The organism is Faecalibacillus faecis (genome assembly GCF_003024675.1).
In the GTDB taxonomy this organism is placed as follows: Bacteria; Bacillota_I; Bacilli_A; order Erysipelotrichales; family Coprobacillaceae; genus Faecalibacillus; species Faecalibacillus faecis.
Genome location: NZ_PYLP01000009.1, coordinates 51,581 through 72,226 on the forward strand (window position 1 = coordinate 51,581; position 20,646 = coordinate 72,226).

Below are 20,646 nucleotides of genomic sequence, written 5' to 3' on the forward strand. Positions count from 1 at the left end.
TGTATATACATGTTATAATATCTCTCATAGGAGGATTTTTTATGGAAAAAGTCATGTTAGGTGTTTCTTTATATCCAGAACAAGAAGTTCTTGAAGAAATTGATGCGTATTTAAAAATGGCATCAAGTTATGGATTTAAAAAAGTATTTACGAGCATGTTTTCTGTATCAGGAACAAAGGAAGAAGTGATTGCATATTTTAAAGATTTTACAAAAATCGTTCATAAATATGGCATGGTTGTTTCTGGGGATTGTAACAGCGAACTTTTTCATAGATTAGGTGCAACTGAAACAGATCTTTCGGTTTTTAAGGAAATTGGTGTCGATATTTTAAGAATGGATTTTAGTTTTAATGATGAAAGGGATGCAACATTGATCAATAATAAAGAAGGTATCAAAATTGAAATGTCAACAAGCTTTATTGAAATCATTGAAGCCGCTATTAAAAATGGGGCAAAACCTGAAAATATTTCAACATGTCATAATTTCTATCCAGAAAGATATACTGCGCCAAGTTTAGAAGCAATCAATGAAATTAATAATTATTGGAAAGCAAAGAATATTCCTGTCGCAATCTTTATTTCAAGTTTAGTTAAAGGAAGTCATGGACCATGGCCTGTTAGTGATGGACTTCCAACGATTGAAGAGCATCGTGATATGCCAATAGAAGAACAATTAAAACATTGTCTAGCTTTAGATAATGTTGATGAAATCATTATTGGAAATGCTTATGCGAGCGAAGATGAATTTAAAGCAATCGATCAAGTCATGAAACAAGTCTATGTCGATGTTCCCAAAAATGAAGCTTTTGGTTTTTTAGCTGATTTTATTCCACATGGAATGATTAAAAGAGTTCCTTTTAAAATTCAATTAGAAGAAGGAATCACAGAACTTGAAAAAGAAATCTTATTCAATTATCCAACGCATAGTGATTTAGGAGATTGTATGAATTATATGTTACGTTCTCGTTGGACAAGAATGATTTATAAAGGAAAAGAAATTCCTTGTCGTCCTTGTACCAAGACGCACTATACAAGAGGGGATGTTGTTATTGTCAATGACAACCTTGCCCATTATCGAGGAGAAATTCAAATTGTTTTAAAAGATATGAAAGTAGATGGACAAAGAAATTTACTTGGTCGTATTGATGAAAGTGAAATCTTTATTTTAGAACATATTAAAGCCAAAGATGTTTTTACCTTTGTTGAATAAAGTAGATGTAAATCTACTTTTTCTTATGGCGTAAAAAGGAAAAATATGACATAATGAATGAGGTGATAATATGGAAAATACAAAAAAAGAAAAGAAAGAATATACTAAAGATTCTTTGGATGATGGAGTTATTACAACAGGTTTTTTAGAAGTTTTACCTGATGGATATGGTTTTATTAGAAATGCGAATTATTTATCAGATCCTCATGATGTTTATGTCTCACAATCACAAATTTATAAATTTAAATTAAAGACAGGAGACTTTATTACAGGTGTTGTTAGAGAACCAAAAGCAACAGAAAAGTTTAGATCTTTATTACATATCCAAAAAATTAATCATTATGATTTAGAAACAGCAATGAAAAGAAAAGCTTTTGAAAGCTTAACACCTATTTTTCCAAATGAAAAAATTAATCTTGGAAAAAATGGTAAAATAGCGATGCGTATGATTGATTTACTTGCACCTATTGGAAAAGGACAAAGAGGAATCATTGTTTCACCACCAAAGGCAGGAAAAACAACACTTTTAAAAGATATTGCTTTAGCGGTTAAAGAAAATAATAAAGATATACATATATTGATTCTATTAATTGATGAAAGACCAGAAGAAGTTACAGATATTAAAGAAGCTGTTGAAGGAGATAATGTAGAAGTTCTTTATTCAACATTCGATGAAACACCAGACCGACATAAAAAAGTATCTGAAATGGTCATTGAAAGAGCAAAACGTCTTGTTGAACATGGACAAGATGTGATGATTTTACTTGATAGTATTACACGATTAACACGTTCATATAACCTGATTTGTTCTCCTTCAGGAAGAACTCTTTCAGGGGGGTTAGATCCAAACTGTCTTTATATGCCCAAAAGATTCTTTGGGGCAGCTCGAAATATGCGCGAAGGAGGAAGTCTTACCATTCTTGCAACAGCGCTTGTTGATACAGGAAGCCGTATGGATGATGTGATTTATGAAGAATTTAAAGGAACAGGAAATATGGAACTTGTGTTATCACGTGCAATGCAAGAAAAAAGAATCTTTCCAGCCATCGATATCGCAAAATCTGGAACACGACGTGAAGATCTTCTTTTAAGTGAAAAAGAATTACAAGTCAATCATGATATTCATTACTTATTAAATGGTTCGCGTGCAAGTCAATCTTTAGATGACGTTATTTTGCTTTTTAGAAATACAAAAGATAATGAAGCTCTTATTGAAACAATGTTAAAAAGAAAGTAGGATAGTTTTTCTATCCTTTTTAAATAGGTGATTTATGATTGAAATAAAACATGAAAAACTAAATATAAAAGGAAAATATCGATGTATTGTTATTTCAGACATACATAGCCATTTAGAACGTTTTCAGCAAATCTTAAAAGAAGTAGATTATACAACAAATGATTATTTAATTATTAATGGAGATTTTGTAGAAAAGGGGACACAGGCTATTGAGACGGTTCATTATCTTCAATATCTCCAACAACAAAGCAAAAGAGTATATGTTTTACTTGGTAATTGTGAGTATGCTTTAGATGCTTTAATCAATGAGGATAGATTATGTCAAGAAATGCTTCACTATTTACGTAAAATTGGTAAAAGTGGTATGATTGATCAAATTGTTTTTCAAAAACACTTGGATTTAAAGAAAGAAAACCCAAAACTTTTACAAAAAATTGTAAGAGATTCTTTAAAAAATGAACTTACTTATCTCCAAAGTTTACCCACTTCTTTAGAAACAAATGATTTTCTATGTATTCATGCGGGAATTGAAAAGAAAAAGGATTGGCAAGATGCACCACTTTCTTCTTTTATAGAAAAAAGAGATTTTCAAAAAGTAGGGCATTGTTTAGATAAATATGTGATTGTAGGACATTTACCTACCTCTAATTTTTATAAAAACCAAATTAATAACGATATTTGTTTTGATGAAGATAAAAAAATCATTAGTATTGATGGTGGAACAGGAGTTAAATTTATTAGTCAATTAAATGCTTTAATTATTGAAAAGGATGACCAAGGTCTTCATTTTAAACAACATGAAGTTCAACCTTTACCTGTTTATCAAATCAAGAAAGATTATTTTGTTGAAAAGAAAGAAATTCATAAGGTGGCATGGCCTCATTTTGAAATAGAAATATTAGAAAAAAAAGATGAATTTTCTTTATGTCGAGTGCTTGATAAAAATGATATTTTATGGATTAAAAATGAATTTATCTATGAAAAAAAGAAACACTATTATTGTTTAGATGATTATATAGATGCTTTTTTATCAGTAAAAAAAGGAGAGCTAATAAAAGTTGTAGGCATTTATCATAATTGGGCCTATATAAAATATAAAAATGAAATTGGTTGGATTCCAATAAAAATATTAGATGAATAATCTTAAGGAATTTTTAGAAGTATTTTATGTTTTTTTTAAGAAATAAAGGATAAAATAAAAAGGAAGCGAAAGACATGGAACTTAGAATTTTACAGTATTTTTTAATGGTTGCAAGAGAAGAAAATATTACCCGTGCAGCAAAACAATTAAATATGACGCAACCTACCTTATCAAGACAATTAATGCAATTAGAAGATGAATTAGGCAAGCCGTTATTTATTCGTGGTAAAAGAAAAATTGAATTAACAGATGAAGGTGTCTTACTTAGAAGAAGGGCAGAAGAAATTCTTTCTTTAGTTAATAAAACGGAACAAGAAATCACACAAAGCGAAGAAGAAATGGTTGGACAAATTATGATTGGAACCGGTATTTTTTCTTCATCACAAACTTTTCTTTCTAAAGTAATTGAAGAATTTCATGAAGAGTATCCCCTTGTTAAATTTGATATTTATACAGGAAATGCGGATTTAATTAAAGAAAGAATTGATCAAGGACTGGTTGATATTGGAATTTTGTTGGAACCGGTCGATATTTCAAAATACAATCATATACGTATTCCACTTCAAGAAAAATGGGGAGTTATTGCTTCAAAAGAAAATAAGCTTGCTAAAAAGCAAGTTGTTGAAAAAGATGATTTAAAAGATGTTCCTTTATTTCTAACAAATCGAGAAATAATTCAAAGTGAAATTTCTAACTGGCTAAAAGGGGATATTCCTTTAAATAGCGCTTATTCTTATAATTTTGCTTCAGCAATTCTTCCGTTTATTCAAGATAATAAAGGAGTTGCTATTACTATTGAAGGCGCTTATCAAGTTTTAAATCAAGATCAAATATGTTTTATTCCGTTTTCTCCACAACTTTCAACAAATACAGTTCTTGTATGGAAAAAATATACGCGTCTTTCACCAGTGATTAATAAATTTATAAAGAAATCACAAGAATATCTAGAAAAAAATAGGAGTCTATATGAAAAATAAGAAAAATATAATGATAGGAACAATTGTTATTGTTTTACTTGCTTTAGGATTATTTATCTATCAAAAGTTTGTTAAACAACAATTGCATTTTAAAGATGATTTAACAGTAGAAATCAATGGAAAGTTTGATCCACTTTCTTATATTAGTGAAGTAGAACATGGCAACATCAAAGAAGTAACTTGTCAAAGTAAAAATTTAAATATAAAAAAATTAGGTGAATATGAAATTGTCTATACATATAAAAATCGTGATTATGAAGCAATGATACAAGTTGTTGATACAACAAAACCGGTATTTAATGGACTTAATGATCTTGCAGTTTCTATAAATACAACACCTGATTTAAAAGCAGGTGTAGAAGTAAGTGATAATAGTTTAGAAGAAATTAAATACAAAATAGATGATAAAAAAATAGATACATCAAAAGAAGGGACATATGAAGTTACTTATAGTGCAAAAGATAGTTCAGGTAACAAAATAATAGCTAAAAGAAAAATAGAAGTTATTAAAAAAATCGGAAGTGAGCAACAATCAAATGAGAAAGTGGTTTATTTAACATTTGATGATGGGCCATCAGAAAATACCAAAAAAATTATGGATATTCTTGCTAAATATAATGCAAAAGCCACTTTCTTTGTAACTGGTAGAAATCAAAAATATAATTATCTTATTAAAGATGCCTATAATGCAGGACATACGATTGGTCTTCATACCTACAGTCACGATTACCAAACAGTATACTCTTCAGTAGAAGCATATTTTGATGATTTAAATAAAGTAGGTCAAATGGTAAAGAATGAAATAGGGTTTGTTCCACATTATATTCGTTTTCCAGGAGGAAGTTCAAATACGATTTCAAGAAAATATTGTCAAGGAATTATGTCGACACTTACAAAAGAAGTGATTGAAAAAGGGTATCAATATTATGATTGGAATGGAGATTCTACTGATGCCTCAGGAAATCATGTAGCGGTTGATAAATTAATTAGAAATGGAACGCTTTGCCATGATAACAACGTAATGATTTTGTGCCATGATACACAAGCTAAAGATACAACTGTTCAAGCATTGCCTGCTATTATCGAACACTATCGAAATTTAGGTTATACTTTTAAAGGTATTGATGATACAACTTATACACCACAACAAGGTGTTAACAATTAATAAAAGTAATGTTCATTTTTGGACATTACTTTTTATTTTATGAAGCTCTTCTTTTATTTTTTCTACACTTTTTTCTAATAAATCATAATCATCCTGACTATTTATAGAAAAAGAATTTTGATTTTGCATGTAAGAAATATAGGCACTATTTAAAGAAAGCATATCGCCTAGTGTTGTTAAAAAGGAACCAATAATAGCTTGCTCATCACTGGAAAAGCATTCATTAAATGATTGTGAAATGATGACAATCATTTGATTAAGTAAAACGGGATGCATACAGGGTAATGACATATAATCACCAATATATTATATGCATTAAAAGAAAAGATGATTTAATAAAATAAATATTTATTGATGAAAAATTTAGTTATTAAAATAAAAAAGTGTTGACAAACAAAAAAAGAGGTATAATATATAGGCATACATATAAATGAGCGATGAACAAGATACGATTTTACATCCGCTTCCTATAGAGAGCATTCGGTTGGTGGAAAGAATGTAGGTAATGATATAAGACCATCACTTGTGAGCTATTATCTTGAAATAAAAGTAGGGAAATCGTAATTTCTGCGTTAAAGAAATAGCATTATAAAAAGATGTGAAGGGGCGATTAAATATCGCAATCTAAGTGGTACCGCGGAACAAGGTTTTCGTCTTAGCGTAAAGTTAAGCGAAAACCTTTTTATATGTGATGATTGAATTAAAAGAGGGGGATTCATTTATGAATGGTTTACTATTACTTGGATTAAGCGCTTTAATTTTAGTAGTGGCTTATTTATTCTATGGTCGTTACTTAGTTAAAACATGGGGAATTGATCCAAAAGCAACAACACCTGCTGTTGCAAAAGAAGATGGGACAGACTTTGTACCTACAAACAAATGGTCAGTCTTTGCTCATCAATTTTCATCAATTGCAGGAGCTGGACCTGTAACTGGACCAGTTATGGCAATGATGTTTGGTTGGCTACCAGCTTTTTTATGGGTTATCGTTGGTGGTGTATTCTTTGGTGCTGTACAAGATTTTGGAGCACTTTATGCTTCTGTTAAAACAGAAGGAAAATCAATGGGACAAATCATTGAAAAATATATTGGACGTAAAGGTAAAAAATTATTTTTCTTATTTTGTTGGATTTTTACATTAATTGTTATTGCAGCTTTCGCTGATATGGTTGCTGGAACATTTAATGGAATTAGTGCTGATGGAGCTAAACTTGCACCAAATGCGAGTGCTGCTTCAATTTCAATTTTATATGTTTTCGTAGCAATGGCCTTTGGTTTATTCTTGAAAAAAGTTAAACTAGAAGGTTTACCAAAAGTGATTCTTGGTATTGCTTTAATTATTGCTATGTTAGCTCTAGGAATTATGTTCCCGGTATATGCTACTAAAACAACTTGGATTTATGTTGTCTTTGTATATATTTTCTTTGCTTCAGTTACACCTATGTGGTTACTTAAAACACCACGTGATTATTTAACAACATTCTTATTTATCGGAATGATCGTAGCTGCTGTAATTGGTGTATTTGTAAGCAATCCAACAATTACAACACCTGCTTTTGTAGGATTTAAATCTGCTTCAGGAAGTTATATCTTCCCAACATTATTTGTTACAATTGCTTGTGGTGCCGTTTCTGGTTTTCATTCACTTGTCTCATCTGAAACAAGTTCAAAATTAGTAGAAAACGAAAAAGATATGTTACAAGTTGGTTATGGTTCTATGTTACTTGAATCATTACTTGCTATCTTAGTTATCGTTATTGTTGGTGCTTTACCAAACTTAAAAGCATCTGGTGTCTTAGATAGTACACTTGCTAATATGGCTTTAGCTGATACAGCAACACCATTTACTAAATTCTCAGCTGGTGTTACTGGTTTAGTTGCTCAACTTGGTTTACCTCAATCATGGGGATTATGCATTATGACAATGTTTGTTTCAGCTCTTGCTTTAACTTCATTAGATGCTGTTGCAAGAATTTCAAGAATGTCTTTCCAAGAATTCTTTGAAGTTGAAGAAGGACAAGAACCAAGTGGTTTAGTTAAAGTTTTAACTAATAAATATGTTTCAACAATTATTTCTTTAGTTTGTGGATATTTATTAAGTTTAGGTGGATATGTTAATATTTGGCCATTATTCGGATCAGCTAACCAATTATTAGCTGCAATGGTTTTAATTTCATTAGCTGTTTTCTTAAAAGTTACTGGAAGAAAAGGATTTATGTTATATATCCCAATGGTATTAATGTTTATCGTTACAATGACAGCATTAGTACAAGCTATCTATGGAATCGTTATGAAATTGTTTGTAACAGGTGGATTTGTTTTAATGGTTGATGGATTACAATTAGTAGTCGCAATTTTACTTGTTGCTTTAGGATTAATGGTTGGTTTCAACTCAGGAAGTAAACTTGTTAAAGAAAAATAAAGATAATAAAAAAAGCTTCATGATGAAGTGAACTGAATAAGTTGGACCAACAACTTAGGAGGTTCACTTTTATTATACTTTAATTCATATAAGAACCACCATTAATATCAATACCTTGTCCAGCAATATATTTAGAGGCATCACTTGCTAGAAATACGATGACTTCTGCAACATCCTCTGTTTCGCCTAAACGACCAAGAGGAATACCGACAGTACTGTAATTTGTATTAGCTGTCATGTTTGTTTTAATCACACTTGGACAAACAGCATAGACGTTAATGTTATATTCTCCTAAAACTTTTGCGTAACTTTTTGTGGCAGATAAAAGACCACCTTTACTTACTGCGTAACTTACAGAAGACGCGATACCACCAATTCGTGCAACCACAGAAGAAATGTTTACGATTTTTCCATATTTTTGTTTTTTCATAGTTTTGATGGCTTCTCTCATGCATAAATGAGCACCTCTTAAATTAATATTCATGCACCAATCCCATTTATCAGCATCTAAATCTTCAATAGGAGTTGTTGGGCAAACTCCAGCACCATTAACTAAAATATGAAATGTTGGCATTTTTTCTAAGGCGAATTCAAATAGATGTTCAATATCTTCAGGTTTAGAAACATCAACTTGACATGGATAACAAGAACAACCTGTTTCATCTTCTAGTTTTTTAGCACTTTCTGTTGCTTGTTCGATGTTTAAATCAGCAAGGACAACTCCTGATAAACCTTTTTGAGCAAGAATCTTGGCACTTTCAAAGCTGATTCCTCTCGCACCACTTGTTACAATAGCATATTTTCCTTCAAATTCTTTATTCATAAAAATCATCTCCTTATCTCTATTATAAAAATGAATTGGTTATAAATCTAATAGATAGTAAAGGCAAAATTGATAGATAACATTTATAAAACAAAAGTTTTAGTGTGTTTTTAAAAATAATTAGTATATAATAAATACCAAAAAGGAAGTGTCAAAATGAAAAAAGAAAATAAATATGCAAAAAGAATAGAAAAAGTTCAAATGTCATCTATTCGTATTGTTATGGAAAAAGTAGAAAAACTTAGAAATCAAGGCAAAAGCGTCGTTTCTTTATGTGCTGGAGAACCTGATTTTAATACACCAGAAGGCATCAAAAAAGCAACAATTGAGGCTTTAAATGATAACCAAACACATTATAGTTCTAATCGAGGATATTTAGGTTTAAGACAAAAAGTATCACAACTTTTAAAACAACAAACAACTATTGATTATGATAGCGACCAAGAAATTATTATGACATGTGGTTGTAGTGAAGCCATCAATAATACGTGTCAGGCTTTTATTGATGAAGGGGACGAAGTTATTATTTTTACACCAGCCTTTGTTTCTTATCAAAATACAGTTTTATTATGTAAAGGAATTCCTGTAGAAATTCCTTTAAAGCCAAGTAATGGATTTCAAATAGATCTAGATGAAGTTAAAAATAAAATAACAGACAAAACAAAAATGATTATTATTAATAATCCAAATAATCCAACTGGAGCTGTTTATTCAAAAGAAACATTAGAAAAATTATGTCAAATCGCACGGGAAAATCATATCTATATTTTAGCAGATGAAATCTATAATCAACTTGATTATGAAAATCAATATGTATCTATTGCTTCATTTGAAGATATGAAAGATTATACAATTATTGTTAATGGTTTTTCTAAAGCGTATGCTATGACAGGATGGCGAATGGGATATATTGCTTCTAGTCAAGAAAATATAGAGCCTATTTTAAAAGTACATCAATATACAACAACATCACAAATGACATTTGCGCAAATAGGAATGGCAAAAGCAATTGATCAAGAAGATGTAAAAGAAGAAGTTCAACATATGGTAGATACTTTCCATGAAAGAAGAACATTTATTATGGAACAATTAGATCAATGTGAAAATCTTTCATACATTAAACCTCATGGGGCTTTCTATATTATGGTTGATGTTTCTAAGACGGGATTTAATGGACAAGAATTTGCTGATAAGTTACTTGATTATGGCGTAGCTGTTGTACCAGCAAGTGGTTTTGGTAAGGACTTTATTGATTTTGTTAGAATTTCTTTTGCTTCATCTAAAGAAAATATTGAAGAAGCATTTGTTAGAATTAGAAAACTTTTATCAGATGTAAAAAAAGCTCAAGATTAATTTCTTTGAGCTTTTTTGTCTTTCTTTATCTGATACATTAAAGCATCCGCTTGATTAATAGCTGTTTCAAAATCATCATTTTGATGTGCTAAATAATATCCAATACTTGTTGAAAGTGAAAAAGGGTATTTTTTTGTTTTATTAAAAGAAAATTTGAATACCCACAAACTACAGGTTAGTGAAAATTAAATTCTATAAGCACCGATTGAACGGCGTTCATGAAGCTGAATCGAATGCATGGATTTTCCATCCGTTCTATAATTAGATTAGAAATCAGATGGAGGTATAACCACATGTCAAATAAAGTATTAAAGCCAAAGAAAGCTTCTCTTTATCAGTTCACTCAAAATTATTCAAACAATATTGGTAACTGTATTGAATTCTTCAAATCCATGAAATGGCCTGGGGAATTTTCATGTGACCGTTGCGGATGTCATAAGTATTACCTAGTCAAGCGTGTAGGAAAGACCAAGACTTCATATGTTCTTGAATGTAGCTCATGCCATAAGCAACATTCTCTGCTTTCAGGCACTATTTTTCAGAGCTGCAAACTTGATCTATACAAACTTCTGTTAGGTGTTTTCCTTTTCCTTAATGAAAATAAAGGAATCAGTGCAATAAATTTATGTTCAATACTAGATGTTAACCACAAGACTGCACTTCTTCTAGAGAACAAGTGTAGAATCTTATGTCACTAAGCAATTCAGAGAAGCTGCTCAACAGCCTTTTCTATGAGGCGGATGTCTTTAATATTGGTGCAAAATCCAAGAATAATGCGGGTCGTGCAAGTGAGCAACAGCCTATTCTTGGTATTCTATCTACAGATAAAGGGAATAACTATCCCCGATTTATTAAGTTAAGACGCATCAATGATTATACTGGTCTGTCACTTAAGAAAAATATAGAACAATGTTGTATATTAACACATGCTGCATTGCTTAATACAGATGGCGAGAAAGGCTTTAATACATTAAATAAAGAGATTCAGGTAAAGAACGAGAAGATCAGCTACGAAGAAAAGAATCATAGACTACTCTGGTTAAATATAATAATCGGTAATATTAAAAATAATATTACTGGTATATATCATGGAATAACTAAAAGAGAGATGCCTTTATTCCTGAATGAACAGGAGTATAGATTTAACCACAGAAATATGCGAAAGACTGTTATGGATAAAATCAAGAAATACCTACAGAAATCATTTCCTATCAGTCATAGACAGATAGTATATATCCTGAATATTTCTGCTCCACATTTCTCTTAAATCGTCACCTGTTGATTATGGGGATTCAAAAAACATTATCATTTTATAATTTATAACTGTCAATCCATCTTACAAAAAATGCGTTTTCGATTTGATACACATCTACATGGTGACTATCCTCTAACCAAACTACATTTTCAACATATATTTTATCACTTCTAAAATCTATACTTACACTATCAATGTTAAATGATGATTTATTAAAGAAAGAGTAAACAAAAATAACCGCAAAAGATAACAGTCCTATACCAATTCCTGATAAAATAATTTGAAAAAATTTTATAATAGAATTTTTTTGTGCTTTTAATATATCAATTGCTATAAAAGTAATAGGTATAAAAAATAAATCTATTAAGAGAACTATATTTATTACTATACTAATGAACGGATGAAAGTAGACCAATTTGTCTAGTCTAGAGTTAATAAGATATTCTATCAAAACAATACTCAATGATATAATATACCACACTAAAGTTCTTCTTTTATTATTCATATGACTAAAATAAGCAATTATTTCTTTAAAAACTTTCATCTAAAATTTCCTCCATATATATTATATTCAAAATTAGATCTTTTTAAGAAAAACGTAATTAATATAATTAATTTTGATTAAATTACCCATAATCAACAGGTCAATCCAATTATTGAAATCATTTTTACACATAAAAGCCAAGAAAATTTAAACTATCATTTCTTATTTTGATAATCACCTGTGGAATGTGGGTATTCAAAAAAGAAAACACTTCATCAGTTATTTTTGTAGAAAGATCTTTCGATGAATAATTGGTAATGATAATAAATTCATCACCACCATAACGAATCGCAATATCTTCTTTAGAAATGACTTTTAAAATAATAGAAGCAATTTCTTTAATAGCACTATCACCCATATCATGTCCATAAAGATCGTTTGTTTTTTTCATAAAATCCATATCAATAAAATAAATCAATGCTTGTTGATCTTTTTCAATGAGTTGATAATAAAGTTTTTTTCTAGTTGATTCATAAATTAAATCCTTTCGTTTGCCATAGGCGGAAACCCACTACCTTCAGATGGGTTAATGAATCTTTAACATAAAGATTTTCTAATTCCTTGTTTAATAAACTTAAAACATGTTTTTTTTGCATACTTTCAATAGTAAGACCTAATAGTTTTAAGATAATTGTCATATAATTAATAGAAATATTTTTTGAGTAATTATCAAAAGCTAAATAACCAATAGCGACACCATTATTACTTAAATAAGTATAAATCATATAACGTGATTTATATTCTTGAGGAAGAACTTCTTTTTTAGAAAATTCTTGATAGATATGTTTTTCATCAGGTGAATTTTTGTGATAAGTCATACCCATTAAATACATTTTATCAGAAAAATGAATAATATTTTCAGACATTTCATCAATATATTTTGAATTCATAACCAGATAAATTTGTTTATATCCAAAATTTTGTGATTCTTTTTCAAAAATATCAAATAAATCATAAAAATGAGATGTCTGAGATAAGAGTGTTTCTAAACGTTCTGTTGATTCAAAAAAACAATTACTATGATAAGTATAAGATAAATATTCTTTTTTTAATTCAAAATTATCTTTTTCATTTGTTGGATAACCACAACTCGCACCTTCAATGATTTGAATATCTTCTAAATCTTTAGTTGCTTGTAAAAAGCCTGCTTTTCTAAGTCGTGCTTCTCTTGAAGACATAGGTCCAGAAACATAAGCTACTTTTTGACAATTTTTTTCAGCTAAAATTGTTTGAGTAAGTTTATAAATGGCTTGTTGATTGTCTGTTCCTACATAAACGCAATCTTTAATAGGATCGTTAATAGAAACAACAGGAATATGATATTTATGAGCTTCATCAATCATTTGTTGGCGATAATCTTTATAAAAATTGGAGTTTGTTTGAAAAATCAAAACGTCATAATCTTTAATATCGGGAAGCTTATAGAGTTCTAATAAGCTATCCATAGGGTGAACAAGACCGTAATTTCCAAAGATTTCAAACATATCAATGGATATATCTTGATAATCATTTAAAAATTGATTGATCGCATTTTGTTTTTTTTGGGCAATTTCAAAAAGCCAATCAGATGAAAAAAGCAATTTTATAAGTCATAGAAATGCCTCCTTATCTATAATTATATCATCTTTTTGGTAGAAAGAATATAGCGATAGAATATTGACGGTTTTAAAATAACGGTGTTATAATAACAATGTTATTTAATGATGGGGGGCAATCTATGAGGCAAGAAACCGTAGGTGTTACAGAAAACCTATTAAAAAGTGCAACAGAAGAATTTTTAGAAAAAGGATTTATGAAAGCAAGTCTAAGAAATATATCTGCCAAAAGCGGAGTTAGTACAAATTCTATTTATACTCGTTTTAAAGATAAAGAAGGTTTGTTTTCAGCAATTGTGAAAGATACAGTCGATGGGTTGATGGCTATTTATCTTGATAGTACACAAAAAGCAACCTATAGTCCTAACCCTAGTCAAGCAGATCAAGAAGGGGAAGAAGGAATGGATCTTGTTTTAGATTATATTTATCAACATTTTATAGAATTTAAATTGATTTTTTGTTGTTCTACTGGTTCTCAATATGAACATTTTTTAGATGAACTAGGTAAAATTGAAGAATCTTATTATCAAGAATTTGTTGAAAAATATAGCAAAGAAGGATTTATAGTTGATTCGTTCTTTATTCATGTTTATTGTCGGGTAGGTTGGCAGATGGTATACGAACTCGTTGCACATGATTGTTCTTATAAAGAGGCTCAATCATTGATGAATAGCACAAAGTTATTTAATATTGCTGGCTGGAAAGCAGTTATGGGAATTGATGAGTAAATAGACAGGGAAACCTGTCTAAAGTTAACATCGATAGTTAGCAAAAACTAACTAATAGGAGGAATTTTATGAAAGAAAAGAAAGAGAGTACATTATCGAAGTTAATGCACTTTGCAGGAAATCATAAGTATTATGTTTATGCTTCATGTATTTTAGCTGCAATCAGTGCCTTTATTGCTTTGGTTCCTTTTTATGATATGTGGCGTATCATCAAAGAGGTACTAGAAGTAAGACCAAACTTTAATGAAGCAATCCATATTAAAAGTTATGGATGGCATGCAGTTTTATTTGCGTTATTAGCTATGGTTTTTTATATCGCAGCCTTAATGTGTTCGCATAAAGCAGCCTTTAGAGTACAAGCGACAATGAGAACGAAAATGATGGAACACATTATGAAACTTCCTCTTGGCTATGTTGAAAGTCAAGGAAGTGGAAAAATTAGAAAAATCGTAATGGAATCAAGTGCCACAACAGAAACCTTTTTAGCACATAATGTGCCAGATAAAGTTGTTTCTAAAGCAACACCAATTGGTTTACTTATTATGATGGCAATCTTTGATTGGCGACTAGGTTTAATGAGTCTTATTCCAGCAATTATTGCTTTTGTCTTAATGTTTACAGCGATGATGGGGCCAAAGATGGCAGAAGATATGAAACAATATCAAAATGCTTTGGAAACGATGTCATCAGAAGCTGTTGAATATGTAAGAGGGGTACCTGTTGTTAAAACATTTGGACAAACAATTTTCTCTTTTAAAAGATTTAAAGAAGCAATTGATGAATATGAAAAATGGACGTTAGATTATACAAAGAGTATGATGAAACCAATGGTATGTTTTACAACTTTTGCTAATGGAATCTTTGCGGCGTTAATTATTGCTGCTTATTTATTTGCAGGAAATACTATTACAGATCAATTTATTTTGAATCTCTTTTTCTATATTTTAATTACATCTATTTTAACAACGACTTTAATGAAAGTAGCTTATGCCGGTGAATCGCAAATGCTTGTAGAAGATGCTTTAAATCGTATGAATTCAATTATGAATGTACAACCTTTACCTGAAAGTAAACAAATACAAGTACCAAGTGATGCTTCTATTGATTTAGAAAATGTCAGCTTTACGTATCAAGATGCTTCTACTAAAGCCATTGACAACTTAAGTATGCATATTAAAGCAGGAGAACATATTGCTTTAGTTGGACCAAGTGGTGGTGGTAAAACAACTGTAGCTTCTCTTATTTCTCGTTTTTGGGATGTAAATGAAGGAAGTATTAAAATAGGACATGTTGATGTTAAAGATATTGAACAAAAAGAATTAATGAATCAAGTATCTTATGTTTTCCAAGATAGTCGTTTACTTAAAATGAGTATTTTAGAAAATATTCGTATGTCAAGACCAGAGGCAAGTGATGAAGAAGTTATCCAAGCTTTAAAAGATGCCCAATGTCAAGATATTATTGATAAATTCCCTGATGGAGTTCATACCGTTATAGGTTCAAAAGGAGTTTATGTTTCCGGTGGGGAAAGTCAAAGATTATCGATTGCTAGAGCCTTTTTAAAGAATGCGCCAATTCTTATTTTAGATGAAGCAACAGCCTTTGCTGATCCTGATAATGAAGTGCTTGTTCAAAAAGCTTTTGAAAAACTTGCAAAAGATAAAACGGTTGTTATGATTGCTCATCGTTTATCAGCGATTACAAATGCAGATTGTATTTATGTATTAGAAAATGGACATATTGTTGAAAGTGGTAAACATGAAGAATTATTAGAAACAAAAGGTGTTTATGAACATATGTGGCATCAATATAATCAATCTGTAAAATGGAAAGTACAAAAGGGGGATGAAGAATAATGATTGAAAAATTAAAACATAAATATGCTTTATCTTCTAAAGGAGCCAATGACATGGCAAGAGCTTTTGTGGCAGTGACACTTTCTAACCTTGTTTTAATGCTTCCTGTGGGATTACTTTATATATTATCATCTTATTTATTAAATCAACAATTACCTAAAGAAAAATTAACGTTCTTTATTGTAGCAATTATTGTGATCTTGATTTGTATTGCTTTAACTACAATTTTTCAATATCGTGCTACTTTTTTATCAACATATATTGAAAGTGGTGTTAGACGTCGTACACTTGCAGAAAAGTTAAGAAAACTTCCTTTATCTTATTTTGGTAAAAAAGATTTAGCGGATCTTACAAATACGATTATGTCTGACTGTGCTCTTTTAGAAACAGCAAGTTCTCATTGGATTCCTGAATTAATAGGAGCCATGATTTCAACGACAATTATTGTCATGAGTTTATTTTTCTTTGATTTTCGTATGGCACTTGCTGCTGTTTGGGTGATGCCTATTGCTTTTGCGATTGTTCTTTATTCAAGAAAAGCATTACGTAAAACACATGAAAAAACCAATGAATATCGTATTAATTGTTTAGATGGTATTCAAGAAGGTTTAGAAACATTAAGAGATTTAAGATCGAATAATATGTGTGATACGTATATGGAATCTCTTAATAAAAAAATCAAAGCTGTAGAAAATCATGCTATCTTTGCGGAATTTACCAATGCGGCTTTTGTTTGCAGTGCTCAAATGATTTTAAAACTTGGTATGGGAACAGTTGCACTCGTAGGAAGTTATTTATTAGTCAAAGGTGAAATCACAGTTCTTACATTCTTTATGTTTTTACTTGTTGTAACACGTATGTATGAGCCTTTACAAATTTCTTTACAAAACTTATCTGCAATGATTAGTCTTGATACAAATTGTAAACGTATGGATGAAATTTTATCACACGATGAACAAACAGGTGTGGACACTCTTACAAATGAAGGTTATGATATTGTATTCGATCATGTCGCTTTCTCTTATAATCAAAAAGAAAAAGTGTTATCTGATGTATCATTTGTCGCAAAACAAGGAGAAGTTACAGCTTTAATTGGACCAAGTGGTGGCGGTAAAACAACTATTTCTCGACTTGCGGCACGTTTTTGGGATGTCGATCAAGGAATGATTACAGTTGGTGGTATGGATATTTCAAAGGTTGAACCTGAAAAGCTTTTAGAACTTTATTCAATTGTTTTCCAAGATGTAACATTATTTAATAATACAGTTATGGAAAATATTCGTATTGGTAAAAAAGATGCAACGGATGAAGAAGTAATTGCTGCAGCAAAATTAGCACATTGTGATGAATTTGTTGAAAAAATGCCCGATCAATGGAATACAATGATTGGTGAAAACGGTTCTGAATTATCAGGAGGACAAAGACAAAGAATTTCTATTGCCAGAGCCTTTTTAAAAGATGCTCCAATTATCTTAATGGATGAAGCAACAGCTTCATTAGATGTAGATAATGAATCATTGATTCAAGAATCTATTTCTAAATTAATCGAAAATAAAACTGTTTTAATTATTGCTCATCGAATGAGAACGGTAGATGGGGTTGATAAAATTGTTGTTTTAAAAGAGGGGATTGTTGCTGAACAAGGTAAGCCACAAGAATTAAAACAACAAAAGGGTATTTATAAACATATGGTTGATATGCAAATGCAATCAAATGCATGGAAATATCGATAAAATATAAATTAAAATAGAGTTCAGTTTATTTTGAACTCTATTTTAATTTGCTATTATAATTTGTAAAAGAATGATTTGCCAAAAATTCATCAGCTTCTTTTATAAGTTGATTTATTTTTTTATCTGCTACTTCTAAGCTTGAGTCATACAACTATTATAAGTTTTTAACTGAGAAGCTAAAGAAATACCATGAGGTTTAATATCTTTATATTGATCAAAATCAATACAACCTAAAGAGTCACCTTGTTTATAAGCAACTGTTAAGTTTTTTTCATTTGATAAAGGTTGAAAATCTTTCATACAATCAATATTTTTTTAATTTGTATTAAATTAGACATTCCTGATAAAATCGCAATAATTCCATCTAATTCTCCACAGAAACGTAATGCAAGTGAAGCATCTGTGGTTAAATCACTATTTTTTGGTGGATTGGTAAGTAAACCACCCATAATAATCACTTGTTTTTGGATGGCTTCATAACATGCTTTTGCTTGAATAAATGTACTATTCCAATCACATTAATTTAAGGCAATTTGAACAGCTTCGATTTCTAGATGTTCGTTTAAAATAAAATCAAGAACATCTGCACGGTCATGGAAAATGTTTAATTTTACCTTCTTTTTTTATTCTTGCATATATTCAAACATTTTACAGCTTTTAACAACGCTATTGTAATGATGAATATCCGCATTGTGTAATAAGAAATAATCAAAATATTCAACACCACAGTTTCTAATTGTTGATTAAAAATTTGGACAACTTCTTCTTTCTTTTGAATAGAAAAAACAGTAAGTTTAGAAGCAAGCCTATAACAATCTCGAGAACGACGTTCTACTAAACATTTTTTAATAGCATTTTCGCTATATTCATTATGATAAACAAAACTTATGTCAAAATAGTTGAATCCTGCATCTAAAAAAGTATCAACCAGTTGTTTTACTTGATCAAAATCAATATTTGTTGGATCTTCAGAAAGTTGAGATAATCTCATCCAGCCAAATCTAAATTTTTTCATTGTTTTCTATAACTTTTAAAATTAATTATTCTCTATTGATTGGAATAACCATATAAGATACAATTTATTTACTAAAAGTAAAAACTGAGGAGAGATATCATGTATCATCCTCTTTTGAAAACCTTTGTTTATATTGTAGAAATGGAAAGTTTTTCTAAAGAAACACAAAAAATGTATATTACACTAACCAGTGTGATGAAACAAATAAATGCTTTAGAAGAACATCTCCACATAAAATTAGTCAATCGTACCCATCGTGGCATTAAAGTGACAGAACAAGGTCAAAAAATTTATGATGAAGATAAAATACTTATCGAAAATTCAGATAATTATTTAAATAAAATCCAAGAGAAAACATCTTCTATGATTCATATTGGTTCTTCATTTTTAAATTCAGCAAAAGAATTTATTGATTTATGGCATAGCATACCCCCTTATCACAACGTTATAAATTACGTGTTGTTCCTTATAAAGGCAATCATGATAAAATCATGGAAGTATTTCAATCATTAGGGACACAATTTGATTTTTTAATTGGTGCGTTTAATTCAAATCAAATTCTTTCTTTTGCTTCTTGTAAACAATTAGGAACTTATAATGTTTGTGTAGCACTTTCAAGAAGCTATCCACTTGCAAAAAAGAAAAAACTTTCAATTACGGATTTATATAATGAAAAGCTTTTATGTGTCAGTAGTGGGGATTGTTTGAATATTGATGATTTTAGAAAGTATATGCAAACATTCTATCCTTACATTATTTTAGAGGATGTTGGTTATTTTTATGATTTAGATACTTTTAATCGTTGTGAAGAAGAGGGCTGTCTTTTATTAACGTTGGATGCTTGGGATAATATCCATCCTTCATTAATTACTATACCGGTTGATTGGGCCTATAAAATGCCTTATGGTTTGCTTTATAAAAAGAATCCATCAAAACAAAAAGATTGTTTAAAGGAAATTGATAAATATGTCAAATAGAACAAAATTACAATTAGAAGATGCATTTAAAGAACTTTTATTAGAAAAAACATTTCATAAAATAACGATTAAAGATCTTACGGATAAATGTCATATAAGTCGCATGGCTTTTTACTATCATTTTCAAGATTTGTATGATTTAACAGAATGGATTTTAATAGAAGATGCTCGAAAAGCTTTGAATGAAAAGAAAGATTATGCGCATTGGAAAGAAGGACTTTCTAATATTTTTGAAGCGGTTTATATTAATAAACCATTTATTCTAAATGTCTATCATGATATTTCTCGAGATAAAATTGAAAAGATATTATTCAAACTTGTTCACGAATTGATAGAATCTGTTGTTGAAGAAAGAAGTAAAGATTTTTTAATTTTAAATCAACAAAAGGATTTTATTGCTCATTTTTATAAATATGGGTTTGTTGGTGTAATGTTGGATTGGATTGATTCGGGAATGGATGAAGATTATCAAATGATTCTAGATGATTTAGAAATGACGGTATTAGGAACAATCGATTTATCGATACAAAACTTTACAAATAAGAAGAAATGATAAAAAATTTATCATTTCTTTTTTATTGTAAATTTTATCTAAAATAAGGGAATGCTATGAT

General features: G+C 29.8%; 23 protein-coding genes and 1 other annotated feature. Of the genes, 15 read left to right on the top strand and 8 right to left on the bottom strand.

Features of this window, described 5'->3' with window-relative positions; all coding sequences use genetic code 11:
- Positions 1–41 precede the first annotated feature (41 nt).
- From C7U55_RS08315 to C7U55_RS08335, 5 genes are all read left to right on the top strand, one after another.
- On the top strand, positions 42–1,211 hold the full coding sequence (locus C7U55_RS08315; protein WP_106988164.1) for a MupG family TIM beta-alpha barrel fold protein: 1,170 nt from the start codon (positions 42–44) through the stop codon (positions 1,209–1,211).
- 70 nt (positions 1,212–1,281) lie between these two features.
- Positions 1,282–2,448, top strand: a complete 1,167-nt coding sequence (gene rho / locus C7U55_RS08320) for a transcription termination factor Rho (protein ID WP_106988165.1) — start codon at positions 1,282–1,284, stop codon at positions 2,446–2,448.
- A gap of 34 nt (positions 2,449–2,482) precedes the next feature.
- A complete protein-coding gene (locus C7U55_RS08325) occupies positions 2,483–3,589 on the top strand; it encodes a metallophosphoesterase (protein ID WP_106988166.1) in 1,107 nt (368 codons plus the stop codon).
- Between the two features lie 74 nt (positions 3,590–3,663).
- Entirely contained in the window at positions 3,664–4,566 is a 903-nt protein-coding gene (locus tag C7U55_RS08330; RefSeq protein WP_106988167.1) for a LysR family transcriptional regulator, read from the top strand.
- Complete coding sequence (locus C7U55_RS08335; protein ID WP_106988168.1) at positions 4,556–5,731, top strand: polysaccharide deacetylase; 1,176 nt, start codon at positions 4,556–4,558, stop codon at positions 5,729–5,731. Before C7U55_RS08330 ends, C7U55_RS08335 begins: the two co-directional genes overlap by 11 nt.
- A gap of 12 nt (positions 5,732–5,743) precedes the next feature.
- On the opposite strand, the gene C7U55_RS08340 is transcribed toward C7U55_RS08335, so the two are convergent.
- Positions 5,744–6,022, bottom strand: coding sequence for a hypothetical protein (locus tag C7U55_RS08340; RefSeq protein ID WP_106988169.1), 279 nt, complete (start codon positions 6,020–6,022; stop codon positions 5,744–5,746).
- 137 nt (positions 6,023–6,159) lie between these two features.
- Positions 6,160–6,392, top strand: a binding site (T-box leader).
- Positions 6,393–6,452: 60 nt separating this feature from the next.
- Here C7U55_RS08340 and C7U55_RS08345 point away from each other — a divergent pair.
- The gene (locus tag C7U55_RS08345) at positions 6,453–8,153 is read left to right on the top strand and encodes a carbon starvation CstA family protein (RefSeq protein ID WP_106988170.1); all 1,701 of its coding nucleotides are present in this window, start codon (positions 6,453–6,455) and stop codon (positions 8,151–8,153) included.
- 79 nt (positions 8,154–8,232) lie between these two features.
- Here C7U55_RS08345 and C7U55_RS08350 read toward each other — a convergent pair whose 3' ends face one another.
- Complete coding sequence (locus C7U55_RS08350; RefSeq protein WP_106988171.1) at positions 8,233–8,976, bottom strand: SDR family NAD(P)-dependent oxidoreductase; 744 nt, start codon at positions 8,974–8,976, stop codon at positions 8,233–8,235.
- A gap of 156 nt (positions 8,977–9,132) precedes the next feature.
- On the opposite strand from C7U55_RS08350, the gene C7U55_RS08355 reads away from it, so the two are divergent.
- The 3 genes from C7U55_RS08355 to C7U55_RS08370 all read left to right on the top strand — a co-directional run bounded on the left by C7U55_RS08355 (position 9,133) and on the right by C7U55_RS08370 (position 11,596).
- The gene (locus tag C7U55_RS08355) at positions 9,133–10,329 is read left to right on the top strand and encodes a pyridoxal phosphate-dependent aminotransferase (protein ID WP_106988172.1); all 1,197 of its coding nucleotides are present in this window, start codon (positions 9,133–9,135) and stop codon (positions 10,327–10,329) included.
- A 392-nt stretch (positions 10,330–10,721) separates the two neighbouring features.
- Entirely contained in the window at positions 10,722–11,027 is a 306-nt protein-coding gene (locus C7U55_RS14245) for a hypothetical protein (protein WP_370805577.1), read from the top strand.
- Complete coding sequence (locus C7U55_RS08370) at positions 11,018–11,596, top strand: transposase (RefSeq protein WP_106988175.1); 579 nt, start codon at positions 11,018–11,020, stop codon at positions 11,594–11,596. The genes C7U55_RS14245 and C7U55_RS08370 overlap by 10 nt, the downstream gene beginning before the upstream one ends.
- Positions 11,597–11,639: 43 nt before the next feature.
- On the opposite strand, the gene C7U55_RS08375 is transcribed toward C7U55_RS08370, so the two are convergent.
- From C7U55_RS08375 to C7U55_RS08385, 3 genes are all read right to left on the bottom strand, one after another.
- On the bottom strand, positions 11,640–12,128 hold the full coding sequence (locus C7U55_RS08375) for a hypothetical protein (RefSeq protein ID WP_106988176.1): 489 nt from the start codon (positions 12,126–12,128) through the stop codon (positions 11,640–11,642).
- 124 nt (positions 12,129–12,252) lie between these two features.
- Positions 12,253–12,606 (bottom strand): diguanylate cyclase, encoded by a 354-nt coding sequence (locus C7U55_RS08380; protein WP_106988177.1) that lies wholly within the window; start codon positions 12,604–12,606, stop codon positions 12,253–12,255.
- Complete coding sequence (locus C7U55_RS08385) at positions 12,599–13,708, bottom strand: type 1 periplasmic-binding domain-containing protein (protein WP_106988178.1); 1,110 nt, start codon at positions 13,706–13,708, stop codon at positions 12,599–12,601. Before C7U55_RS08385 ends, C7U55_RS08380 begins: the two co-directional genes overlap by 8 nt.
- A 137-nt stretch (positions 13,709–13,845) precedes the next feature.
- Between C7U55_RS08385 and C7U55_RS08390 the strand changes: the two genes are divergently transcribed.
- The 3 genes from C7U55_RS08390 (at position 13,846) to C7U55_RS08400 (ending at position 18,040) form a co-directional block, all read left to right on the top strand.
- Positions 13,846–14,451 (top strand): TetR/AcrR family transcriptional regulator, encoded by a 606-nt coding sequence (locus C7U55_RS08390; RefSeq protein ID WP_106988179.1) that lies wholly within the window; start codon positions 13,846–13,848, stop codon positions 14,449–14,451.
- Positions 14,452–14,519: 68 nt separating this feature from the next.
- Entirely contained in the window at positions 14,520–16,307 is a 1,788-nt protein-coding gene (locus C7U55_RS08395) for an ABC transporter ATP-binding protein (RefSeq protein ID WP_204638418.1), read from the top strand.
- Positions 16,307–18,040, top strand: coding sequence for an ABC transporter ATP-binding protein (locus C7U55_RS08400; RefSeq protein ID WP_106988180.1), 1,734 nt, complete (start codon positions 16,307–16,309; stop codon positions 18,038–18,040). The genes C7U55_RS08395 and C7U55_RS08400 overlap by 1 nt, the downstream gene beginning before the upstream one ends.
- Positions 18,041–18,172: 132 nt before the next feature.
- On the opposite strand, the gene C7U55_RS13550 is transcribed toward C7U55_RS08400, so the two are convergent.
- The 3 genes from C7U55_RS13550 to C7U55_RS08405 form a co-directional block, all read right to left on the bottom strand.
- Complete coding sequence (locus C7U55_RS13550; protein WP_155522382.1) at positions 18,173–18,340, bottom strand: hypothetical protein; 168 nt, start codon at positions 18,338–18,340, stop codon at positions 18,173–18,175.
- On the bottom strand, positions 18,337–18,489 hold the full coding sequence (locus C7U55_RS13555; RefSeq protein ID WP_155522383.1) for a hypothetical protein: 153 nt from the start codon (positions 18,487–18,489) through the stop codon (positions 18,337–18,339). The genes C7U55_RS13550 and C7U55_RS13555 overlap by 4 nt, the downstream gene beginning before the upstream one ends.
- A 161-nt stretch (positions 18,490–18,650) precedes the next feature.
- Complete coding sequence (locus C7U55_RS08405; protein WP_106988181.1) at positions 18,651–19,055, bottom strand: aldo/keto reductase; 405 nt, start codon at positions 19,053–19,055, stop codon at positions 18,651–18,653.
- A gap of 99 nt (positions 19,056–19,154) precedes the next feature.
- Here C7U55_RS08405 and C7U55_RS08410 point away from each other — a divergent pair, with 99 nt between their 5' ends.
- From C7U55_RS08410 to C7U55_RS08420, 3 genes are read left to right on the top strand one after another with little or no spacing between them, the layout of a single operon-like run.
- On the top strand, positions 19,155–19,568 hold the full coding sequence (locus C7U55_RS08410; RefSeq protein WP_106988182.1) for a helix-turn-helix domain-containing protein: 414 nt from the start codon (positions 19,155–19,157) through the stop codon (positions 19,566–19,568).
- Positions 19,547–20,032 (top strand): type 2 periplasmic-binding domain-containing protein, encoded by a 486-nt coding sequence (locus C7U55_RS13970; RefSeq protein WP_106988183.1) that lies wholly within the window; start codon positions 19,547–19,549, stop codon positions 20,030–20,032. Before C7U55_RS08410 ends, C7U55_RS13970 begins: the two co-directional genes overlap by 22 nt.
- The gene (locus tag C7U55_RS08420; RefSeq protein ID WP_106988184.1) at positions 20,022–20,585 is read left to right on the top strand and encodes a TetR/AcrR family transcriptional regulator; all 564 of its coding nucleotides are present in this window, start codon (positions 20,022–20,024) and stop codon (positions 20,583–20,585) included. Before C7U55_RS13970 ends, C7U55_RS08420 begins: the two co-directional genes overlap by 11 nt.
- Positions 20,586–20,646 lie beyond the last annotated feature (61 nt).

Bases quoted from the DNA above. Each gene is read 5' to 3' on its own strand.
- C7U55_RS08315 (WP_106988164.1), top strand. From the start codon at position 42: ATGGAAAAAGTCATGTTAGGTGTTTCTTTATATCCAGAACAAGAAGTT.
- rho (WP_106988165.1), top strand. From the start codon at position 1,282: ATGGAAAATACAAAAAAAGAAAAGAAAGAATATACTAAAGATTCTTTG.
- C7U55_RS08325 (WP_106988166.1), top strand. From the start codon at position 2,483: ATGATTGAAATAAAACATGAAAAACTAAATATAAAAGGAAAATATCGA.
- C7U55_RS08330 (WP_106988167.1), top strand. From the start codon at position 3,664: ATGGAACTTAGAATTTTACAGTATTTTTTAATGGTTGCAAGAGAAGAA.
- C7U55_RS08335 (WP_106988168.1), top strand. From the start codon at position 4,556: ATGAAAAATAAGAAAAATATAATGATAGGAACAATTGTTATTGTTTTA.
- C7U55_RS08340 (WP_106988169.1), bottom strand. From the start codon at position 6,022: ATGTCATTACCCTGTATGCATCCCGTTTTACTTAATCAAATGATTGTC.
- C7U55_RS08345 (WP_106988170.1), top strand. From the start codon at position 6,453: ATGAATGGTTTACTATTACTTGGATTAAGCGCTTTAATTTTAGTAGTG.
- C7U55_RS08350 (WP_106988171.1), bottom strand. From the start codon at position 8,976: ATGAATAAAGAATTTGAAGGAAAATATGCTATTGTAACAAGTGGTGCG.
- C7U55_RS08355 (WP_106988172.1), top strand. From the start codon at position 9,133: ATGAAAAAAGAAAATAAATATGCAAAAAGAATAGAAAAAGTTCAAATG.
- C7U55_RS14245 (WP_370805577.1), top strand. From the start codon at position 10,722: ATGAAATGGCCTGGGGAATTTTCATGTGACCGTTGCGGATGTCATAAG.
- C7U55_RS08370 (WP_106988175.1), top strand. From the start codon at position 11,018: ATGTCACTAAGCAATTCAGAGAAGCTGCTCAACAGCCTTTTCTATGAG.
- C7U55_RS08375 (WP_106988176.1), bottom strand. From the start codon at position 12,128: ATGAAAGTTTTTAAAGAAATAATTGCTTATTTTAGTCATATGAATAAT.
- C7U55_RS08390 (WP_106988179.1), top strand. From the start codon at position 13,846: ATGAGGCAAGAAACCGTAGGTGTTACAGAAAACCTATTAAAAAGTGCA.
- C7U55_RS08395 (WP_204638418.1), top strand. From the start codon at position 14,520: ATGAAAGAAAAGAAAGAGAGTACATTATCGAAGTTAATGCACTTTGCA.
- C7U55_RS08400 (WP_106988180.1), top strand. From the start codon at position 16,307: ATGATTGAAAAATTAAAACATAAATATGCTTTATCTTCTAAAGGAGCC.
- C7U55_RS13550 (WP_155522382.1), bottom strand. From the start codon at position 18,340: ATGAAAGATTTTCAACCTTTATCAAATGAAAAAAACTTAACAGTTGCT.
- C7U55_RS13555 (WP_155522383.1), bottom strand. From the start codon at position 18,489: ATGGGTGGTTTACTTACCAATCCACCAAAAAATAGTGATTTAACCACA.
- C7U55_RS08405 (WP_106988181.1), bottom strand. From the start codon at position 19,055: ATGAAAAAATTTAGATTTGGCTGGATGAGATTATCTCAACTTTCTGAA.
- C7U55_RS08410 (WP_106988182.1), top strand. From the start codon at position 19,155: ATGTATCATCCTCTTTTGAAAACCTTTGTTTATATTGTAGAAATGGAA.
- C7U55_RS13970 (WP_106988183.1), top strand. From the start codon at position 19,547: ATGGAAGTATTTCAATCATTAGGGACACAATTTGATTTTTTAATTGGT.
- C7U55_RS08420 (WP_106988184.1), top strand. From the start codon at position 20,022: ATGTCAAATAGAACAAAATTACAATTAGAAGATGCATTTAAAGAACTT.